Source organism: Kocuria sp., assembly GCF_030538595.1.
GTDB lineage: Bacteria > Actinomycetota > Actinomycetes > Actinomycetales > Micrococcaceae > Kocuria.
The window spans coordinates 1-19,308 of sequence record NZ_JAUNTS010000017.1 but is presented as its reverse complement, the minus strand read 5'-3'; the positions used below and the strand labels follow the sequence as shown (position 1 = coordinate 19,308).

At 61.4% G+C, this 19,308-nt stretch carries 19 protein-coding genes; 8 read left to right on the top strand and 11 right to left on the bottom strand.

Features of this window, described 5'->3' with window-relative positions:
- Positions 1–53 precede the first annotated feature (53 nt).
- The 4 genes from Q4G32_RS12595 to Q4G32_RS12580 are packed head-to-tail and all read right to left on the bottom strand — an operon-like array spanning position 54 to position 4,015.
- The gene (locus Q4G32_RS12595; protein ID WP_303351873.1) at positions 54–1,139 is read right to left on the bottom strand and encodes a hypothetical protein; all 1,086 of its coding nucleotides are present in this window, start codon (positions 1,137–1,139) and stop codon (positions 54–56) included.
- Positions 1,132–1,473, bottom strand: a complete 342-nt coding sequence (locus Q4G32_RS12590; protein ID WP_303351872.1) for a chorismate mutase — start codon at positions 1,471–1,473, stop codon at positions 1,132–1,134. The genes Q4G32_RS12595 and Q4G32_RS12590 overlap by 8 nt, the downstream gene beginning before the upstream one ends.
- Complete coding sequence (gene mnmA / locus Q4G32_RS12585) at positions 1,470–2,702, bottom strand: tRNA 2-thiouridine(34) synthase MnmA (protein ID WP_303351870.1); 1,233 nt, start codon at positions 2,700–2,702, stop codon at positions 1,470–1,472. The genes Q4G32_RS12590 and mnmA overlap by 4 nt, the downstream gene beginning before the upstream one ends.
- A gap of 53 nt (positions 2,703–2,755) precedes the next feature.
- The gene (locus tag Q4G32_RS12580; RefSeq protein WP_303351868.1) at positions 2,756–4,015 is read right to left on the bottom strand and encodes a cysteine desulfurase family protein; all 1,260 of its coding nucleotides are present in this window, start codon (positions 4,013–4,015) and stop codon (positions 2,756–2,758) included.
- A 91-nt stretch (positions 4,016–4,106) separates the two neighbouring features.
- Between Q4G32_RS12580 and Q4G32_RS12575 the strand changes: the two genes are divergently transcribed.
- From Q4G32_RS12575 to Q4G32_RS12560, 4 genes are read left to right on the top strand one after another with little or no spacing between them, the layout of a single operon-like run.
- Complete coding sequence (locus Q4G32_RS12575) at positions 4,107–4,514, top strand: arsenate-mycothiol transferase ArsC (protein ID WP_303351866.1); 408 nt, start codon at positions 4,107–4,109, stop codon at positions 4,512–4,514.
- A 50-nt stretch (positions 4,515–4,564) separates the two neighbouring features.
- Positions 4,565–5,506: a dihydropteroate synthase gene (gene folP, locus Q4G32_RS12570; protein ID WP_368660400.1), complete on the top strand. Its 942-nt coding sequence runs from the start codon at positions 4,565–4,567 to the stop codon at positions 5,504–5,506.
- Complete coding sequence (locus tag Q4G32_RS12565) at positions 5,499–6,287, top strand: dihydrofolate reductase family protein (RefSeq protein WP_303351865.1); 789 nt, start codon at positions 5,499–5,501, stop codon at positions 6,285–6,287. The genes folP and Q4G32_RS12565 overlap by 8 nt, the downstream gene beginning before the upstream one ends.
- A gap of 48 nt (positions 6,288–6,335) precedes the next feature.
- Positions 6,336–6,818 (top strand): tRNA (cytidine(34)-2'-O)-methyltransferase, encoded by a 483-nt coding sequence (locus tag Q4G32_RS12560; protein ID WP_303351864.1) that lies wholly within the window; start codon positions 6,336–6,338, stop codon positions 6,816–6,818.
- A 4-nt stretch (positions 6,819–6,822) separates the two neighbouring features.
- Here Q4G32_RS12560 and Q4G32_RS12555 read toward each other — a convergent pair whose 3' ends face one another.
- From Q4G32_RS12555 to Q4G32_RS12525, 7 genes are all read right to left on the bottom strand, one after another.
- Entirely contained in the window at positions 6,823–8,244 is a 1,422-nt protein-coding gene (locus tag Q4G32_RS12555) for a S1C family serine protease (RefSeq protein ID WP_303351863.1), read from the bottom strand.
- A 139-nt stretch (positions 8,245–8,383) separates the two neighbouring features.
- Positions 8,384–9,409: a DUF6177 family protein gene (locus Q4G32_RS12550; RefSeq protein ID WP_303351862.1), complete on the bottom strand. Its 1,026-nt coding sequence runs from the start codon at positions 9,407–9,409 to the stop codon at positions 8,384–8,386.
- Entirely contained in the window at positions 9,406–9,918 is a 513-nt protein-coding gene (locus tag Q4G32_RS12545) for a hypothetical protein (RefSeq protein WP_303351860.1), read from the bottom strand. The genes Q4G32_RS12550 and Q4G32_RS12545 overlap by 4 nt, the downstream gene beginning before the upstream one ends.
- Positions 9,915–13,988 (bottom strand): type VII secretion protein EccCa, encoded by a 4,074-nt coding sequence (gene eccCa, locus Q4G32_RS12540; RefSeq protein ID WP_303351858.1) that lies wholly within the window; start codon positions 13,986–13,988, stop codon positions 9,915–9,917. Before eccCa ends, Q4G32_RS12545 begins: the two co-directional genes overlap by 4 nt.
- A complete protein-coding gene (locus Q4G32_RS12535) occupies positions 13,985–15,256 on the bottom strand; it encodes a hypothetical protein (RefSeq protein ID WP_303351857.1) in 1,272 nt (423 codons plus the stop codon). The genes eccCa and Q4G32_RS12535 overlap by 4 nt, the downstream gene beginning before the upstream one ends.
- Positions 15,253–16,551, bottom strand: a complete 1,299-nt coding sequence (eccD, locus tag Q4G32_RS12530; protein ID WP_303351856.1) for a type VII secretion integral membrane protein EccD — start codon at positions 16,549–16,551, stop codon at positions 15,253–15,255. The genes Q4G32_RS12535 and eccD overlap by 4 nt, the downstream gene beginning before the upstream one ends.
- A 2-nt stretch (positions 16,552–16,553) precedes the next feature.
- Entirely contained in the window at positions 16,554–16,877 is a 324-nt protein-coding gene (locus tag Q4G32_RS12525; protein ID WP_303351855.1) for a hypothetical protein, read from the bottom strand.
- A gap of 337 nt (positions 16,878–17,214) precedes the next feature.
- Between Q4G32_RS12525 and Q4G32_RS12520 the strand changes: the two genes are divergently transcribed.
- From Q4G32_RS12520 to Q4G32_RS12505, 4 genes are all read left to right on the top strand, one after another.
- The gene (locus Q4G32_RS12520) at positions 17,215–17,547 is read left to right on the top strand and encodes a hypothetical protein (protein ID WP_303351854.1); all 333 of its coding nucleotides are present in this window, start codon (positions 17,215–17,217) and stop codon (positions 17,545–17,547) included.
- Between the two features lie 65 nt (positions 17,548–17,612).
- Positions 17,613–17,921, top strand: a complete 309-nt coding sequence (locus tag Q4G32_RS12515) for a pore-forming ESAT-6 family protein (RefSeq protein ID WP_303351853.1) — start codon at positions 17,613–17,615, stop codon at positions 17,919–17,921.
- A gap of 108 nt (positions 17,922–18,029) precedes the next feature.
- The gene (locus Q4G32_RS12510) at positions 18,030–18,392 is read left to right on the top strand and encodes a DUF6507 family protein (protein WP_303351852.1); all 363 of its coding nucleotides are present in this window, start codon (positions 18,030–18,032) and stop codon (positions 18,390–18,392) included.
- A 47-nt stretch (positions 18,393–18,439) separates the two neighbouring features.
- The coding region (locus tag Q4G32_RS12505) for a hypothetical protein (protein WP_303351851.1) at positions 18,440–19,308 on the top strand (869 nt) is incomplete at its 3' end.

The window sequence follows — 19,308 nt, the reverse complement described above, 5'->3', positions numbered from 1 at the left end:
GGATACTGCCTCGCCATCAATCTCGGATCAACACATAGCTGATAGGCATGTTCTCACGCCTCCAGTGCCGTTTGGTGCAGAGCATGGGCCAGATCAGTGCTGATTTTCAAGGCGTGGCGCACACCGTCCGGACTGGAATGCTGCAATCCACGTCCCGGAGCCACCGTGACACGGTCCAGCAGTCCTGTGCTCAAGCCCAGGTCCTGCCACGGGCGGATGATGCTGCGGGCAAGGTCTCCCGTGCGGGATTCCCGGGGCGTCCCGGATTCACTGCGCTGACCGTCAACCAGTTCTGGCAGCAGCAGCCCCGCGCCTTGCCCACGTTCCACCAGTGCTGCCACCGGCTCCCAGTCCCGGGGATCAGGACCGGGACGGTTGCGGAACACCGTGTCTGCCAGTTCCGGCCCAAAGTCTCGGGGGTCTTCCCCGCGGGGTAAAACCAGCTCCACGGCGGCCCCCACGGCGCGCGCAGCATCTGCCACCAGCCGTAGGGCTTGGTTGATCTCAGGGCGAGCCACCGCACGCAACGTCCGGTACCCGCTGGCGGTTGGAATCTGCCCGAACGCAACGCGGTGCACAAGCGGCTCAGCCAGGCGCAGCACCACCTGGCGGCCACCCACACTGTGCGTCAGCCCCCGGATCAGGGGCACCACGCCATCGGCCATGGCCTCTGCAATGTCTCTGCGGGCGCCGTGATCCTGGAGCACACGTTCCCCGTTGTGGAGGGAAAGCTGCGCCGCCAAACTCATGGGTCCGGTGATTTCAACGGTGACTGCGCCGCGATCACCGTCCTGTTCCGCCCCCACAACATCGGCCAGTGCATTGATGTCGCTGGTCAGCAGGGAGGCTGCGGCGCGTGACTCTTTTCCCTGATGCCGGGTCAAGCGCCAGCCGTGGGGTTGCAGGTCACACCACAGATCGGTCAGCACCGCCACCGAACGTGGGACGGTCCCCGCAGTGTCCGAACGGTCAGCCAGAATAGGCAGCACCGCGCGATGCGGAGAACCCAGTTCGCCGCGCAGCACGGTGATGGTCTCCATCATGTCCGTGCCGGGCAGCTGCGCCAAAACGGTGGAGCAGGTTTGGGACTGAGACTGATCCGGTGCCTTCTGCGCCCTGGACGCCGTGTGTTCAGGCATCCGGTTCCGTGCGCAGTTCTTCTGCAATACGTTCGTGACGCTGGATGACTTCACTGATGATGAAGTTCAGGATCTTCTCCGCGAACTCCGGGTCCAGCTGGGCCTGGGCTGCCAGTTCCCGCAAACGGGTGATCTGCCATTGCTCACGGTCCGGGTCACCGGCCGGAAGTTGATTCACGGCTTTGAGCTCGCCCACGCGCTGCGTGGCCTTGAACCGTTCGGCCAGGACACCCACCAGCACCGCGTCCAGATTGTCAATGGTGCCCCGGATGGATCGCAGTTCCGCCAACGCAGATTCGGTGTTCTCCTGGGTGCGGTCCTGGGATGCGCTCATGCCAAAGATCCTAAGTCAGCAGCTATCTCCGCGCGCGCACTACTGATGGTGGCTTGGCCGAGCACCCGTGTGCCGTGATAGATCACTGCAGATTGCCCGGGGGCCACCCCGGACAGAGCGGTGTCCAGGATCATGACCAATTCAGTTCTGGTGGCCGTCTCCCCTCCGGGCTGCCGGTCAGAGTCGCTCGTCTCCGCCGCCACATCCTCCTCCGCCACTGTCTCCAGCCAGGCGGTGGCGGGTAGGGAATCACCGTGGGCGCGCACCTGGACCTCCACCCGCAACCGGGACGACGTCGCCCCCACCTCCCGAGCAGCCGGGTCAGCCAGGAACGTGCTGAACTCCTCGGTGGGCAACCCAGCCCAGGAGGTGCGGATGCCGCGAATGGTCCGCACAGCCAGATCTTCGCGTGCGCCAACCACCACCTCATTGGTCTTGGGGCGAATTTCCAGCACAAAGCGCGGCTTGCCATCCGGTGCGGGACGCCCGATCCGCAGTCCTTTGCGCTGCCCTACGGTGTAGGCCAAGGCGCCGTCGTGTTCGCCCAGGTCGCTGCCCTCAGCGTCCACAATCCGTCCCGACTCCATCTCAATGCGCTCGGCCAGCCATCCGCGGGTGTCGCCGTCAGGGATGAAGCAGATGTCGTGAGAATCAGGTTTGGCGGCCACGGACAGTCCACGCCGCGCAGCTTCCTCACGGATCAAGGTCTTGGACGGGGTGTCTCCCAGGGGGAACATGCAGTGGTTGAGCTGTTCGTGGTTGAGCACCCCCAGCACGTAGGACTGGTCTTTGGCATCTTCCGCCGCGCGGTGCAGTTGGGGGTGCCCGTCCACCGTGACCACATTGGCGTAATGGCCCGTGCACACGGCATCAAAGCCCAGGGCCATGGCCTTTTCCAGCAGCGCGGCAAACTTGATCTTTTCATTGCAGCGCAGACACGGGTTGGGGGTGCGCCCGGCCGCATACTCGGCCACAAAATCATCCACCACGTCTTCTTTGAACCGCTCGGAAAAGTCCCACACGTAATAGGGGATGCCCAACTTCTCCGCAGCACGCCAAGCGTCGTTTGAATCCTCCACCGTGCAGCAACCACGGGATCCTGTGCGCAGGGTCCCGGGCATGCGATTCAGTGCCAGGTGCACGCCTGTGACATCGTGACCTGCCTCAACGGCTCGGGCGGCGGCGACTGCGGAGTCAACGCCTCCGGACATGGCTGCGAGCACTCGCACGGAAATCTCCTGAAACTAAAAAGGGTCAAATACGGACCGGGACCGGCCACGTCCTAGCTCAACGATGAAACCTGTCCGGCCATTCCCGCGCTCTTGGCGCGCTGATAAACCTCCGGCAGAACGGCAAGGAGGGAGTCGACGTCGTGCTCCGTGGAGCCGTGGCCCAAGGTGAAACGCTGGGCACCGCGCGCGGTGTCTTCATCCAACCCCAAGGCCAGCAAGACTTTGGACGGGCGGGGAACTCCGGCGGAGCAGGCCGAGCCTGTGGAGGTGGCAATGCCCGCCCCGTCCAGAAGAAACAGCAACGAGTCCCCCTCACAACCCGGGAAGGTGAAGTGTGCGTTGTTGGGCAGCCGCCGTCCCGCGTGGTCAAAATCTTCTGGACCACGCAGAACGGCCTCCGGCACAACCTGGCGGACTCCCCGAATCAAGGTGTCCCGCAACGTGGCAATGCGTTCGGACTCCCCCGGAAGATCGGAGGTCACGGCCTCTACGGCGGCGGCAAAGGCCGCAGCACCGGCTGCATCCAACGTCCCCGACCGCATGGAGCGCTGTTGGCCTCCGCCGTGAATGGTGGGGGTGAGAGTGACGGACCGGCCCACCACCAGTGCCCCAGATCCCACGGGTGCCCCCAGCTTGTGCCCGGAAACAGCCACAGTTGCAATGCCTGGCAATCCCGCATCCACCGGGACGGCACCCAACGCTTGCACCGCGTCAACGTGCAACGGAATGCCGTATTCGTTGCAGACCGCAGCAAGCTCGGCAATGGGCTGCACCGTACCGATTTCATTGTTGGCCCACATGACGGCCACCAGCGCCACCGTATCCGGGTCTGCCTCCAACAGTTCCCGCAAGCTCTGCGGGCTGGTGAACCCCTGACTGTCCACGGGGAGGTATTCAACGTGGGCACCGTGAGCACTGTGCAGATACTCCGCGGTTTCTGTCACGGCCGGATGCTCCACCGCGGAGACAATGATGCGCACCCTGCGCGAATCCTGCCCGTGGCGCTGGTGGTAGAGCCCCTTGACCGCCAGGTTGTCCGCCTCCGTGCCGCCGGAGGTGAAAATCACCTCCACGGGGTCCACGTTGACCGCGGCAGCAATCCGGTCCCGGCTCTCCTCCAAGACTCTGCGTGCGGAGCGCCCCCTGGTGTTGATGGCCGATGGATTTCCCCCGCGTTCCAGCTGCGCCACCATGGCCTCAATGGCCACGGGCAGTGTGGGATGTGTTGCGGCGTGATCCAGATACACCTGACCGTTGCGGTGTGCACCGCTGAGAATCGGAGCTGACTGGGATTGGATGGGGGTTGGCATGATCTCCAGTGTAGAAGCCATGCCGTGAAGTCGTTTTGGTGCTGCGTCTTGAGCGTCCGCCCAACCCTGGATCCACCACTGAGGAGTTCCGATGACCAACCCGTCCGTCCTGTTCGTGTGTGTCAAAAACGGTGGCAAGTCCCAGATGGCAGCCGCCTTGGCCCGCCACATGGTTCAGGACCCTTCCCGCATCCACTCCGCCGGAACCCGCCCGGGATCAGCCATCAACCACCTCTCCCGCCAGGTGATCGAGGAAGTGGGCGCCAGCATGGCTGGCGAGCACACCAAAGCCATTGATCCCGATCTGCTGCGCACCGTGGATCACGTGATCGTACTTGGCTCCGAAGCCGTGGTGGCCCCTGTGGAAGGCATGAAGGCTCAGATCTCCATCTGGCACACGGATGAACCCTCAGAGCGCGGGATCGAGGGCCTGGAACGCATGCGATTGGTCCGCGATGACATCCGTGCACGGGTTCGCCAGCTGCTGCAGGGGGACTGAAGCACTCGGTCGGCCCGCCCTGTCATGCCCTCCCCGGGTACCCTGAGCCGGTGACGTCACAGAAGACACCACCGGCCACCATGTTCCAACCGGATTTCCTGCATCCGGTGCGCACCATGGGCCGGCGAACCGTGGATTTCCGCACGGACCTGCTGGTCATGGCCGTGGTGAACCGAACCCCTGATTCATTCTTTGACCAGGGCCGCACCTTCGCACTGGACCGCGCCGTGGAAGCCGGTTCACAAGCTGTTCGGGAGGGTGCCGACTGGGTGGACATCGGCGGGGTGCCGTTCTCCCCCGGCAATCCGTTGCCCGCACGTGAGGAACAGGACCGTGTCCTGCCCGTGGTGGAAGCTCTGCATGAAACACACCCGGAAACCATCATCTCCGTGGACACCTTCCACGCCTCCGTGGCCGATTCCTGCCTGGCTGCCGGTGCCACGGTGGTCAATGACACCACCGGCCTCTCCGATCCGGAGATGCTCTCCGTGGTTCGCGAGCGCAATGCGCATCTGGTCATCACACATTCGCTGACCACATCCACCGCCACCACACGCACGGTGGTCCCACGGCCGCAGTATCACGACGTTGTGACCCAGGTGATCGAGTTCCTCCGGGCCCGCGTGGAGTACGCCGTGGATGCCGGTGTCCCACCGCAGCATCTTCTGCTGGACCCCGGCCATGACCTCAACAAAAACACCGTCCACTCACTGGAACTCACACGACGCCTGAGTGAGCTCACGGCCCTGGGACATCCAACCTTGGCAGCTGTGTCCAACAAGGACTTTGTGGGCGAATCCCTGGGCCTTGGCCGCGATCAACGGGGTGAAGGATCATTGGCTGCCGCCGTTGTCTGCGCCCTTGCCGGGGCACGGGTGTTCCGGATGCACGACGCCGCAGCCTCCCGCCGCGCGTTGGACATGACAGCCACCATCATGGGATTGCGAGCACCGGTTGAGTTGCGGCACAACATGGCAGAGCGCAATGACTGAGCCATTGAACACTCACGGAGCCAACAGCTTGGACCGGGTCCAGAGGTTGTGGCCGGAACCTGCTTGGGTCACGCCCGATGACTTGCGTGAGCACTATCGGGTGACCTGGCCGGATGTTGATCTCGGGGCGGCCGCCATGATGGTCACCTCCTTGGATGGCTCCGCAAGCCTAGACGGGCTCTCCGGCGGTCTGTCTTCCCCGGTGGATCAGATGCTCATGGATGTGTGCCGCAGCGTGGCAGATGTGGTGGTTGTGGGCTCGGCAACATTGAAGGCCGAAGGATATGGCGCACTGAAGGTCAGCCAGGATTCCATGGCTTGGCGCAGACAACACGGGCTGTCCGATCACCCAGTGCTGGCGGTGGTCTCCGGGTCCTTGGACCTAGACCCCGCAGCACCCTTTCTGGCAGACACCTCCATTCCGGCGTTGATTCTCACGGGCAGTACTGCCCCGCGCCACAAGGTGGAGGCACTGCAAGAGGTGGCGGAGGTCGTCGTCGTGGGTGAGGGTCCCCACGTGGATCCGGTGCGCGCACACCGGGCCTTTGCTGAGCGCGGTCACCGGCGGATTCAGTGCGAAGGCGGCCCCGGAGTGCTGACCCTGTGGTACACAGCCGGGCGGATCGCGCAACTGAACCTGACCGTGGCAGCAGCTGTGGCAGGCGGGGATGCTGGACGGATCCTGGCCGGGCGGCACGCGCCGGCACGCCGCACCGAACTACGTCAGGTCCTGCATGATGACTCCGTGCTGTTCCTGCAGCACGACATTCTGAGCGACTGACAAGACGCTCTGCGCGGCTGGCAGGCAACGGGCCCTAAGATCGTGGGCATGTTGCGCATCCTCTTTGTTGAGCCCGAAATCCCCGGAAACACCGGCAACGCCATCCGCTTGGCGGCCGTCACGGGGGCCGAGCTGCACGTTGTGGAGCCCATTGGTTTCAACTTCCAGGATGCTCACCTGCGCCGCGCCGGCCTGGATTATCACGACCTTGCCGTGCTCACCGTGCACCCCACCCTGGAGGCAGCGTGGGAGGCTCTGGCGCCCAACCGGGTTTTCGCCTTCACCACCACGGCCTCCACAGCGCACACGGCAATCGACTGGCGCGATGACGACGTCCTGATGTTCGGCAAGGAATCCGCTGGTCTATCCGAGGCGCACAAGATGGACCCGCATGTCACAGCGGAAGTGCGGATCCCCATGCTTGCGGCCCGACGCTCCTTGAACTTAGCCAACGCCGCCTCCATTGCAGTGTATGAAGCCTGGCGGCAGCTGGATTTTGCGGGGGCGGCAGTAAACGTTCCGGAAAGTTGAGTGGTCAGTTGGCGGCGTCCTTGGCGTTGCCCACCGTGACATTGACGGTCTGCTGATTGCCGCCACGTATGAAGACCAGCTCACCCTCACCTTCAGCAGGCAGCTCACGAACCGCGGCGGTGAGTTCGCTGGCATCCTGGATCCGGTGCCCGTTGAAACTCAGAACGACGTCGCCCTGGCGCAAACCTGCATCACTGGCAGGGGAACCGCTTTCCACGGACTGGACTTCCGCGCCCTCGGAGAAGGACTGACTCTGCCCATCATTGGCAGCAGACGCTGACACCGTGGCACCCAGGTATCCGTGAGTGGCCTCACCGGAATCAATGATCTCCTCAGCCACCCGCTTGGCATGATTGATGGGGATGGCGAATCCCACGCCAATGTTGCCCGCACCGGTCTCACCGGAACCGGAGGAACTTGCGGAGGCGATGGCCACGTTGATGCCCACCACCTGACCGTCCGTGTTGACCAGAGGACCTCCCGAGTTACCCGGGTTGATGGCGGCATCGGTCTGCAACACGTTCAGGAACACCGATTCGGTTTGGCCCTGGGAAGATCCCTGCCCGTAGTCGAAGAAGAAGTCACTCCAGCCGCCACTGCCGCTGCCCTGGTCCTGGGTGTTGCCCTCAGTGGGAGTGTCCGGCACGGCAGAAGACGCCACCGTGATGGTCCGATCCGTGGTGGAGACAATGCCGTCCGTGACGGTCCCGGACAGGCCCAATGGTGCCCCAATGGCAATGGTGGTGTCTCCCACGTTGAGCTTGGAAGAATCCCCCAGCTCGGCAGGCACCAGGTTGTTGGCCTCAATCTTGATAACCGCCAAATCAGACAGCGGATCAGTCCCCACCACCGTGGCGGACGTGACCGTCCCGTCCGAAAGCTGAACTTCCAGGGTGGGATCATTGGTTTGCCCATCCAGGGTCACCACGTGAGTGTTGGTCAGGATGTGACCCTCCTCATCCAGGATGATCCCGGACCCAGAACCTGACTGATTGCCGGACACAGAAGAAATGGTCACCACTGACGGCGAAGCCTTGGCGGCAGCCCCGGTCACGGCGTTAACCGAGTTCTCGTTGTTGACAATCAACTCGGTGCTGGCGCCCTGCGTGGAGCTAGTCAGCACGTTGTCCGAGCCCGTGGCCATGTCCACCAACCCGTAAGTACCGGCCCCCACCAGAGCTGCCACGAGCATGCCGCCGATCAGAGTCTTGCGCCCCACCCCGGTGTGGGAGGTGGTGTCAGAGGAGTTTTCCTGCGTGCTCGGTGCCGTTGGCGCGTATGCATAGGGGTTCTCATTGACCATCTGGGGTGCCTGATGACCATAGCTGGGCTGGCCGTACTGCCCCGGCTGATTGAGGTTGGGGTCGTAATGCTGGGAACCGTACGGCTGTTGATTGCCACCGTTCGGCTGGTGGGCGTCGCTCATGCAACGAACTCCTTGATGATCACATCTGTGGACTGCATCCAGTATCCCCCCGGGCCTGTGTCCAGCCTGTGCGTGAGCCGTCCGCTCACTGCATGAAAAGGTTCAGCCGTGTCTTTGTGACCTGGTGAGCGCAACCGCATCAGTCCGGTGAGTCACGGCGAGTTTGAGAATGCGCAAGAAAGTCGGTCACCCGGTTGTATTCGAGTACGGGGTGCTCACGCCCAGACGATGGCTGGTTGTCGAACTGGATGATCAGCGAACTGCGCCCAGGTGAACCGATCAGCTCAACCTGATCCATGGATTCCTCACCTGCGAGTCGCTGGGCAAAATCCAGAGCCTCGTGTGCCCCGCGGTGGGACAAGGCTTCTGGACCAAACACAGCAACGCTTGGCACCGGAACTCCCGCGTAGTGAGCAATGCGATAAGCGGGATCAAAGCCGAGGACGTGTTGACCTACTGCCCACCGCACACCATGTTCATGCATCTGATGCGCAAAAGCCAAGCGTTCCTCTGAGCCCCAGGGTTCAGCTGTTCTGAAACCCGCGGTGACCCGCTCAACCACTCCGCGCTTGGGGCGCTCAATCTGCGCGACTGCCGCAAGGTGGTTTGAGCCCGCTGTGGAGGCTGCGTGCATCACATTGATGGGTGAGCCATCGTGGCGGTAACGCCGTGTGATCTCTTCCGGTGACCAGGGTTGGGACACCGGTTCCTGGACACCCCATGCCTGCGGAGCCTCTCCCGTCAGTACGTGAGCAGCTGTTTCAGTCAACGTGCCCACCACTGTGCTGCGCCTTGCTGGATAGAGAGTTTCCGCAGCAATGACCACACCGCCTGCACTGGGCCTGATCCCCTCTTGGAAGGCCACGGAGATTTCCTGGGCTTCGCGGTACGCCTCACCATCCCATTGCACCATGGCACCGTTGAACCCGTTGTAGGGCAAACCATCCGGCCCGGAGATCACCCACAGCCCTCCGGTGAGTTCAAGCATGCGCGCCAAGCCCAACGTCAAGCGCGTGGTGGGAGGCGTGACCAACACAAAACGCAACCGGGACTTGCCACACTCGCTCATGGCGCGCGCGATCCAGGTTCCGTGGTGAACGATCGCGGCATCATTGAGCATTACTCCTACCGTGGAGGTGGTGATTTCACACCCCAAAACACTCATGCCTGCCACTCCTTTCTCAGCTTCTCCTGTTCTTCACCAAGGTGTCTGAACTCCGGGCCATGTTGAATGCAGGTGCCCACGCCAAGGTGCGCCATCAACTTGGCAAAGGTGGCTGCAGCTGACTCCGCCTCTGGGACCGGACTCACGGCGTGAACGTCCTGCCAGTACGTGGAAGCTATCGGAGGCTGAGGCCCTGTCTCTGGCATTTCACTCTCCGCAGGCTCCTCAGATTGCACTTGGCGCAGGGCCCCAGCCATGGCCTCTTGCGCAGCCGTCGCATCCAGACCTCCGTGTGTACCGAACAACCGCAATGCTTCGTCCCGAGCCTGCACGAACAGGGGCGTTTCAATCACCATGATGGGCATGTCCTGATCAGGTGAATCCACTCGCCAGACCTGAGCGCACTCATCCACAGTGACCCAATAATCTGGGCTGATCTCTGCAATCGCCCACGCCATGGCCACGGGGTCTGGCTCCTGTGTGGTGATGATGGTGAATGTTCGACTCACGTGTCCCTCTCCTCAGTGCTCGCATCCGGGGCATATCCGTCAGGACTGGTTGCCTCCGCCAAAGCTGACTGAATCGTCTCCGCTGACCGGCCGCCACGCACATACAGACCACGGCCGGGCGGGAAGTGCCGGGCACGAACGTTGTTGACCAGGCCACCTTCCGAACGTTCCCCATCCATGATGAACGTTGCAGCGCCTGCTTCCCGGATAGCACCGGTCAAAGGCTCATACATGGCCCGTGCTGCCCCGGCCACACGGCGCGTCATCACCACGTGGAAACCAATCTCTGAACCCATGGTCACGTATGGGAGCAAAGGCGTCAGAGGAGAGCTACCGCCGGCAGTCAGGACGTCATAGTCGTCGATCATCATCACGATCCGTGGACGCGGAACCTCAGCAGGTCCCTTACTGGCGGGATCATTGGGCATGCGCTTCTGCAACTCTTCGGCTATGCCATTGGCCAACCCGGCAGCCATCTGCGAACTGGTGGCACGTCCACCCAGCATCTCCGGCGGAACCGCGTCCGCAAGTTCTTGCCGTGGATCCACCAAGGCGATAGTCACGTCATCGCCCGTCTGTCCGTCACACAATTGCTGCGCCATCATACGGATGATGTTTGTTTTGCCGGAACCAGTGTCGCCCAACACCAGCAGATGCCGGTCCCGTCCAAAGAGTTCGAGTGTTCTGGTGGCAAGGTTGCGTTCCACTTGCCCAAAAGAAATCATCCCGGATCGGCCACTTCTCTCAAGATCGCTGACGGGAAGTTCGGTGGGCAGAACTCGAATTCGAGGCGCAGTTTCTCCCTGGTGTTGCTCTTCCAGCTGTTGACCGATGGCCCACAGTTGGTCCCCCAAATACTCTGTGGTGGCTTGTGAATCCATCCGGGGCAAGGCAAAGTGACCCATCAGCTTGTCGTTCATGAGCGCACGTCCTGGACGTTCGGTGGGGACCGTGTCAGCGAGCTTCTTGCCGAAAGCGGATTCTGCAGGTTCGCCCAGTCGGAATTCCAAACGATGACCAAAGAAAGACTGCTGGGCAATACGAATGTCATTCCATCGTGTGCCAGTGGTGATCACATGCACGCCGTAACTACCACCCCGTGCCACAATTTCTTGCACCATGGACTCGATTTCACCGAATTCGTCGGTGATCTGACCGTAGCCATCCAAGAGCAAGACGACGTCGCAGGTGTTCAACTCGGGCATCTTGCCCTCAGCAAACCACTGCCGCATGGTACTGAGGGAGTCCACCGCGTACTTCTCAAAGATGGATTCCCGATCCCTGACCATGTCCAGGATTTCCTCCACCGTGCGGCGGATGATCTCGCGGGAGGCACGCACGCCAATGCCACCCACGTGCGGCAACGCCTCCAAAGGACGCAACCCACTACCCAATAGATCAATACCGTAGATGGCCACATCGCGCGGGCTGTGCGTCAAGGCCAGAGAGGTGGCAATGGTTCGCAACGCCGTGGACTTGCCGGTTTGGGGTGCGCCGATCAAGGCCACGTTGCCGCCAGCACGTTTGAGGTCCAAATACCAGGTGCCTTGCCATTGTTTGGACGGATCATCCAACAGCCCAAGGGGCACCAGCAGGTCCCCACCACGAGCAACAGCCAAGCCTTGGTTGGTGTGCGTGAGATCGCCGATCACCGAGTCCAGTGGAAGATGATCAGGCAGCGGCGGCAACCAGATTTCTGATGTGACTCGGGGGAATTCACGCATAACCTCAACCATTGAGTCCATGACAGTTGGACCACTCTTCCGACGCTCAGCGAGTTGAGCTGCTTTGCTCTCTGCACCGTCGCGTCCCTCGACCTCCTTGGCTCCAGTACTGGGCAAGTGGAGTTGGCCGTACATAGGAGTCCGAACCGGTTGGGGCAGCGCGGGTTCCACATCACCATCGGCAGCGTCGTCGTCGTTGGGCCGAGGACCGGAGACGTAGCCGGCCCGGAACTTCTGATACACCGTGGTGTCGACTTTGAGATAGCCGTACCCCGGGACCGAGGGCAGATGGTAGGCATCGGGGGTCTCCAAGACGGTTCGAGACTCAGCCTCGGAGAGTGTCCGCAATCCCAGGCGGTAGGAGAGATAGGTATCCAGTCCGCGGAGTTTCCCTCCCTCAATGCGCTGGCTGGACAGAAGCAGGTGCACGCCGATTGAGCGCCCAATGCGGCCAATGGACAGAAACAGATCAATGAAGTTGGGCTGAGCTGTGAGCAACTCACCAAACTCGTCAATGATCACGAGCAGGTGTGGCAAAGGGTCCATCTGCATCCCCTGCTCGGAGCGCTCATCCCGAATCGCCTGATAGTCGGTGATGTTGGCAATGTTGCCGGCTTGCTTCAACACTTCCTGACGTCTTTGGATCTCACCGGCCAGACTGGCGTGCACACGATCCACCAAGGAAACGTCGTCGGAGAGATTGGTGATGATGCCGGAGACGTGCGGCGCACCTTCGAAGGGCGCAAAGGTTGCCCCGCCTTTGTAGTCCACCAGCACCATGTTCAGCTGTTCCGGTGGGTGAGTGACCATCAGAGACAAAACCATGGTTCGCAGGAGTTCAGACTTGCCTGATCCGGTGGCACCCACGCACAGCCCGTGCGGTCCCATACCGAATTGAGCAGATTCCTTCAGGTCCAGCAAGACAGGTTGCCCCTTGTCATCGGTACCCAGAGGAACACGCAGGAAATCGACGTGCGAGCGCGGTTGCCACGCTGATTCGATGTCTGCTCGATCAAAAGTGTTCAGCCCAATGATCTCCGTGAATTTCTGGGCATCAACAGCATCATTGTGCTCCAACGAATCCGGTGACAACCGCAAGGGCGCCATCGCTCGGACCAGTGCCTCCACCGTGGCTGCAGGGACATCATCGAGCGTGGACGTACTGCGCTGCGGGTCCAACTGGTCTTGCGCGTAGTCCTCGATCACCAGCTCGCGGTCTTCCCTGTCCTCCCCACCTTGCGACAGCCGCATGGAGACCACATCTGGTTCATCGACTGTGGCGCGAAGTAGCCGAATCACGGTGATTTCAAGGGCCGCAAGTGAACTGGATTGGTCAGGGATGGCAAAGTCCATGGCTGCGCCATCGTGGCTGGCATCCACAATCAGCAGGCGTGGCAGCTCCATCACCTGCGTCCGCGTGCCTGAGCTTCGGCGCGCCTCGGCCACGGCCAGAGCACGGCGGCGGAACTCTGCCTGCAATAAGTCATTGAGCTCCGGTACGGAGCCCGCGACCCTTCTCATGGGCCCATAGCTCTGCGGAATCTCCTGGTCGGCCAAGTGCGGGAGGTGATTGATCCAGGACCAGTGCCCGCGGCGTTCGGGAGGCACCACCGCAGCCACGAATAAATCTTCAGGTGCATGGAACGCTGCGGCTTGGATCACCAGTGCTCGTGCCAGGTCCTCACAGAAGCCCAGGTCTCCCACAACACTGACCTCACCGCGTCCATTCAGGTCCACCGTGACCGGCATGTCAGGCGACTTCTGATACCGACGCCGGACCAGTTCAACCTCGTTCTGCAGGAATCGGTCCGGCCGCTGCGTTCCGCTTTCGTCGGACTGCACCGTGACCGACCGTGTGGACACATCCCCCACCCCCACGCGAACCCGCAAGAAGTCTTCATGCGAGCGTCGTCGCTCCCACAGCCTGCTGGGGTTGAGCACAATATTCAACAAAGCATGGGGTGAGGGATTACCACCCAGAGCGCGGGCACGAATCTCTGCCTCTGAACTCAAGAGTTGCGCACGCTTTTCTTCCAAGTACTCCAAATAGGTATCCCTGGAAAGCGTTCGCTGACGCCGCGCCTTGCCACGTTGGGAGAAGATCATGAACACGGACGCAATCACGGTCAGGACCATCATCATGGCTCCGACTGCTGCCAAGGAGGAGCCGCGGAAGATCATCATGACGGTCATGGACGTAGCTGCACCCAACAGGGGCACCAGGGCCATGAAATTCGCCTTGTTGCCGCCATCCACGATGTCTGGGGCACCTTCCAAGACCACCGGTTCCGCTTGACGTGCCGGCGTAGTGGTACGGGCGGGCCTGTGGATGATGGTGGTGCTCATGGTGTGACCCCGTATCCACGGGCCAAGGTCAGTGCGGTAGCGGCCAGTCGCACCCATTCCAACCGATGACGTTCATCCAAATGGTCAATCTCCACATCCCCACTCGTGGACAAGTGACGGTCGTAGGACATGTTGTGATGAAGGCGTCCGTTGTGCTCCAACGTTCGGCGCAGATCGCGAGCGCTCCATGGGTTGTCGCTGATGTGATCGTTGATCACGGTGGCAAGCGGCAGGTGTTCTCTGTCAGAGTCTTCGGCCAGGAAATCATGCAAGGTCAAGGCATTGCGCAGCCCATGTCCTGTGGCCGACCCCACCACCAGAACGGCATGAGCTAGATTCAGGGCGATTTGGGTTCGGGGGTCTTCCAACACCGGTGGGCACTCCACCACGGTCACACCGCACTGACGTGAGACTTGGGTGAGTAGCTCTTCAACCTCCAACTCGCTGAGAGGTTCTTCTTGGGACTCGGCATGAGTCACCCAGACACCCGGTCGGGGCTGGGCGAAAACCTGGGCCATTTCCGCAGGAGTGGAGGGATGGTTCAACACCATGGACCCGATCACCTGTTGTGGGGACACATTTGTGTCCACGGACAGTCGGTCACCCAACGGGGATGGTGCCGATGTCAGGTCCACGGCACATACCCGGTCATGACGCAGTGCCCCGTAGATGGCGGCCAGTGCAGCTACGGTGGTGCTGCGTCCCGAGCCCCCTTGGGTGCTAACGACGACGATCCGCCGTCCAGTTGTGACGGGCTGCTGGACCCCCCGTGTGGCTCGCTCCAAATCCCCGGGGTAGGTATCAGATGTGACCCCGCGCGAGAACGCTCCGACCCATCGGCGGCTGACGCGCCGTCCTCGACGAGCACTTGGCAATTTCAGCTGTGTTCGCAGGGCAACCAGGTTTTCTTCGCGCCGCGTGGTTGCCACTTGAAGCTTCTCTGCCTGGCGCCGTTCACGCCGGTTTCTTGGCTCCACAGGTGCTACGGCCAGTTCAGTCCCAGCATCGCTTTCCACCTGTTTACCGGGCGGTGCACCGTCCGCAGGATCTCCCTGCGCCGCCGCGGGGGACTTTGCCGATAAGGAGACCACACCGTCGTCGGAATCCGGCTCAGGCGTGCCATGGGGATCTTGTGGTTGATCGGATGAGGACCCTGAGGGGTTCAGCAGCGCGTGAACCACCTCAGCATGCCAATCCCCAAAACTGGGATTGGTCTCAGGCGTGGGATCTGCACGGTGGGGACGTTGTTCTGAAGCGTTCTGGTTCATGATTGGAAAGTGGTCAAGAGAGTTGAATAGACGCCGAACAACCCGACCACCAGGGGGAACATTGCCAAAGTTGCCATGGTCTCGGTGCGGTCGGCCACAATGCGCAAACGGGCCCAGAAGTAGTCAGGCGTGGTGAGGACCAGGGGTGCGGCTGCCAGAAGGGAGGCCGCCAGAAGCAGCAGCCCCAACCACCAGTAGAACTGGGGGAAGTGCCCCACAAGGTCCAGTGCAATGACCACCGCCCCCACCATGGCGGCAGCCACCAATGACGTGCGCTGTGATGTCAGGGGGAAGGCCCGCGCTCTGAGCGCCACGGCCACCAACCACACGATGATCAACGGAAGGCCCCAAGGGTCCAAGGGTTGCTGCCACAAGATCAAGAACGCTGCCACAGCCACACTGATGCCGCACCACAGGGTGGCGCTGGCCATCCCACGATGAGCTTGCTCCAACCTCTGCTGGACGTCACTTGTGGCGATCACTCGACCCGCGGCACGGGAGTCATCCAATGCGTTGAGCCCGGCCCATCCAAGCGCTAGACGCGGCAGATAACCTAGCAATGCCACAGTCATGGTCCCGGTCACGGCCGCTGCTTGAACCAGAGTCTCAGTAACCAGCAACGTCAACGCCCAGCACCCGGCAAGTGCAACAGACACGATCAGGCTGGTCGCGGCAGCCTTCATGTCCCGCCCTGAGAGATGCTGACTCACCACGGCTCCCACACCCACACCGGTGAGCAAGCCGATTTCAGGGAGGTCCAGGCCTCCACCGGGCAAGGCAACCAGCGCAGTGATGGTCACAGCCAGTGCTGATAGCGCGGGCGTGACCTGAAATACCTGCCGCCGGATTGCAGCAGCAACCAGCAAAAGGGCCGAAGCCACAGCCACCGTGAGCCAGAAGATGAACTCAGCTGACAGTTGGCGAGTGAGCAACCAAAATGCTGCCGTGGCCAGCCCCACCAACGCCGAACCTCCCACCCAGAGGCGCCCGTCCCTGCTCCAGCGACCAGGATCGCGGGTACGCATCAGAGCAGCATGATCCGCAATGTCATAGACCACGGGCGAGGGCACGGAATCTTCACGCGCGGTCAGCAGAAGAACGGAACCATCCACCACATTCGACTCCGCGAGCGAACGCTGTTCATCAAGCGCAGCCTCACCCAAGGGGCTGAGCCCCATACGCCGCAGCTCCGGATCCGGTCCTTGTTTGAGCAAGTCCAGAACCGAGGGCATCAGGGCACCAACGGGGGTATTGGAGGGCAGCAAAAGCTCTACGTTACGCTTCTGGCTAGCCAAGGTCACACGTGTAAAGAGTTCGGCCACGGAACCTGATTCACCTCCGGGAATGCCTGGGTCTGGACTGGGACGGTCTGGGTCACAGTTGGTTGCGGTTGCTGCTGTTGATCGCGGCGCTCACGTTCACGTTCGAACAAGGTGGTTACAAAGGATGCCGCCACGCATCCCGTGGCAATCAACGCAGCAATAATCAAACCGATCAGAAAGGTACGGACCAGGTCCGTGAAATTCCTGCGCGAACGATTGGGCCCGTACAGCACAGCGGCCACCAGTCGGTTGCGGCGAACTCCTATGGATTCCAGGAGTTGCTGGTCATAATCATGCACAGAAATACTCCACAGTAACCTCTCCCAATTGCGGTCAACCCATAGATGCAACTGCATCATGTTTCACGGTGTTACGTCTTCAGCCCGAACGCGCAACGGTGCAAACATACCCGAGTTTTCGAGCAACCGCGCGCTGACTAGCTACTACTCAGTAGGTTGAGCCACATGGTGCCAGATGGTCAAACACACGAAAAGTGATTACCGTGTGGCCTCATGAGCGTTGCGGGAGTTGCTGGGCTGATATTCAACTCCTGCTCAGGCACCCCAGCCTCCGCCGGGTGCTCGCTCAACGGCCCGGGTCACGACCAAGGCGGAAACCGTTTCTAGGAGCACACTCGTGAAGTTTGATATGGGCAACACCACTCTGGGCACTTTGACCCAGCAGACCGGTGGATCACAAGACGAGCTGACCACGCTGATCCGCCAACTGGTGGACGCCGTCACTCCCTTGGAAGGTAAGTTCAATGGTGCGGGACGTGCCGCCTTTGACACCTTCAAGGGCCGCGTGGATGAGATCAGCAATGACCTCAACTCCGCGCTGGCTGCCGTGAACGTGGGGCAAAGTGAGATGGATCTGGCCACCCAAACAGGCGACCAGGAGACCTCGGACAACGCCACCCGTGCGGAGGGTAGCGCCAACTTTGACGCCGCCCGATTTGCCGCCCGCTGATCCACCCACATTCGGACCACATCACCCTGGGGCTGTTGCCCCACTGAAGATCAAGGAGCCACCCCATGGCTGCAAATGACCGCATCTCTTTTGACACTGACACTTCATCGCAGGTCCAGTCCGACATCGGCGGCATCATTGGCCGTTTGGAGGGTCTGCTCGGTGAACGTGACCGTCAGGTCTCCACTGCACTGTCTGACTTCCAGATGGACGGGGCCTCAGACGAGTACCAGCACGTGGAACTGCGGTGGAAGAACGCCTCAGATGAAGTTCGTAACATCATCAACCTGGTGAAGACCACCCTGGGAGAAAACGACCAGACCGCCACCACCACACAAGGCAAGACCCGCACCGCCATCGCCAATATCGGCTAATCCGTACTGGAACCTTTCGCGGCGTCGTCGCCAATGGTCTTGGGTGACCCTGGGCGACGACGCCCGCACCATGCTCACCTTGCCTCAAGCTTCAGGAGCTCTTAAGTCATGCAGTACGACATCAACCTGGCCAACGCCGGCACCGTTCTTAGGGATGTCGAGACCCGCAGTGCGGACTACCAGGATTTGGCTGACAACATGACCAGTGGCCTGCAACGCGCAGCCGAAGGCTGCCAGTCAGAAGAAATCGCCACTGCCCTCACAAACTACGGTGCGGAGGAATTTGGGCCGTCCCTTGAAGCAATCCTGAACCTCACAGGCACCGCCCTGACCAAGACCAACGAGGCGCTGACCTACTACTCCGAGGGCAACCTGGCCATGATGGATGAAAGCGTCAAGGCCCTGGGTGTAGCCGAGAACGCGCCCACCGAGTTCCGCCACGGCGGCCCCACCGGCCAACAGGCTGTCTGAGCCCAAACCCAGCCGGCACGGTTAATACACCCAAGGGATCCAGTTAGATGACTACTTCCGGAATCGATCTCAGCCAGTTCCCCACCCTGGCTGATGCAGACGCGGTTGAAGACGGCGCGGAGAAGATCCGTGACGCCGGACGGGATGTTGAAGACAAAGCAGGTGACATTGAAAGCACCTGGCGTGGCTTGGAGTACTCCTACTCGGCTCCGGAAACTGACACCCTCCTGGCGGCATTACTCCCCACCAAACGCGATGGGGAAACAGTCAAGGACAATGCCAAGGTGGTCTACGACGCCTTGAAGAGTTACGCAGACACGGAGCGTGACCTCAAGGATCAGATGCGCACCATTAAAGGTGCCGTGGGTGACTTTGAGTCCTCCATCTCAGGTGACGACGACTGGGAGAAGGATGAGAACAAGATCAATGAGCGCAATGGGCTGATCGATCGAATCAACGCACTGAAAGCCGCTCACGATGAAGCGGTGAATACCTGCGCAAACAAGATCAACGCGATCTTTGGTGGGGTCCAGTACCGCACCATGCCCGACGACGGCGCACCTGCCCCTGCGGGCGTTGAGTACAACGGCATGTCCAAGGACATGCTCAACTCAGCCACCGCTGCAGGGCAAACCCCCTGGGCCACCAACGTGGAGTGGGACAAGCCCTGGTACCGCGACGCCTGGGACGGGATCAAGGATTTCGGTTCCGGGCTATGGGAGTCCGTCAAGGGAGCCGTCACCGGCACCCTGGCTTTGGTGAATCCCTTTGACTGGGATACCTTCTCCTCCACGTGGAAGGGCATTGGCACGTTGGCCTTGGATGTGGCCACCGTGGCATCTCCTGCTGTGGGGTTGTTGCGTGGGGCTGATGCCCGCGCTGAGTCGAGTGAACGCCTCAAAGAGGTTGGCAAAGC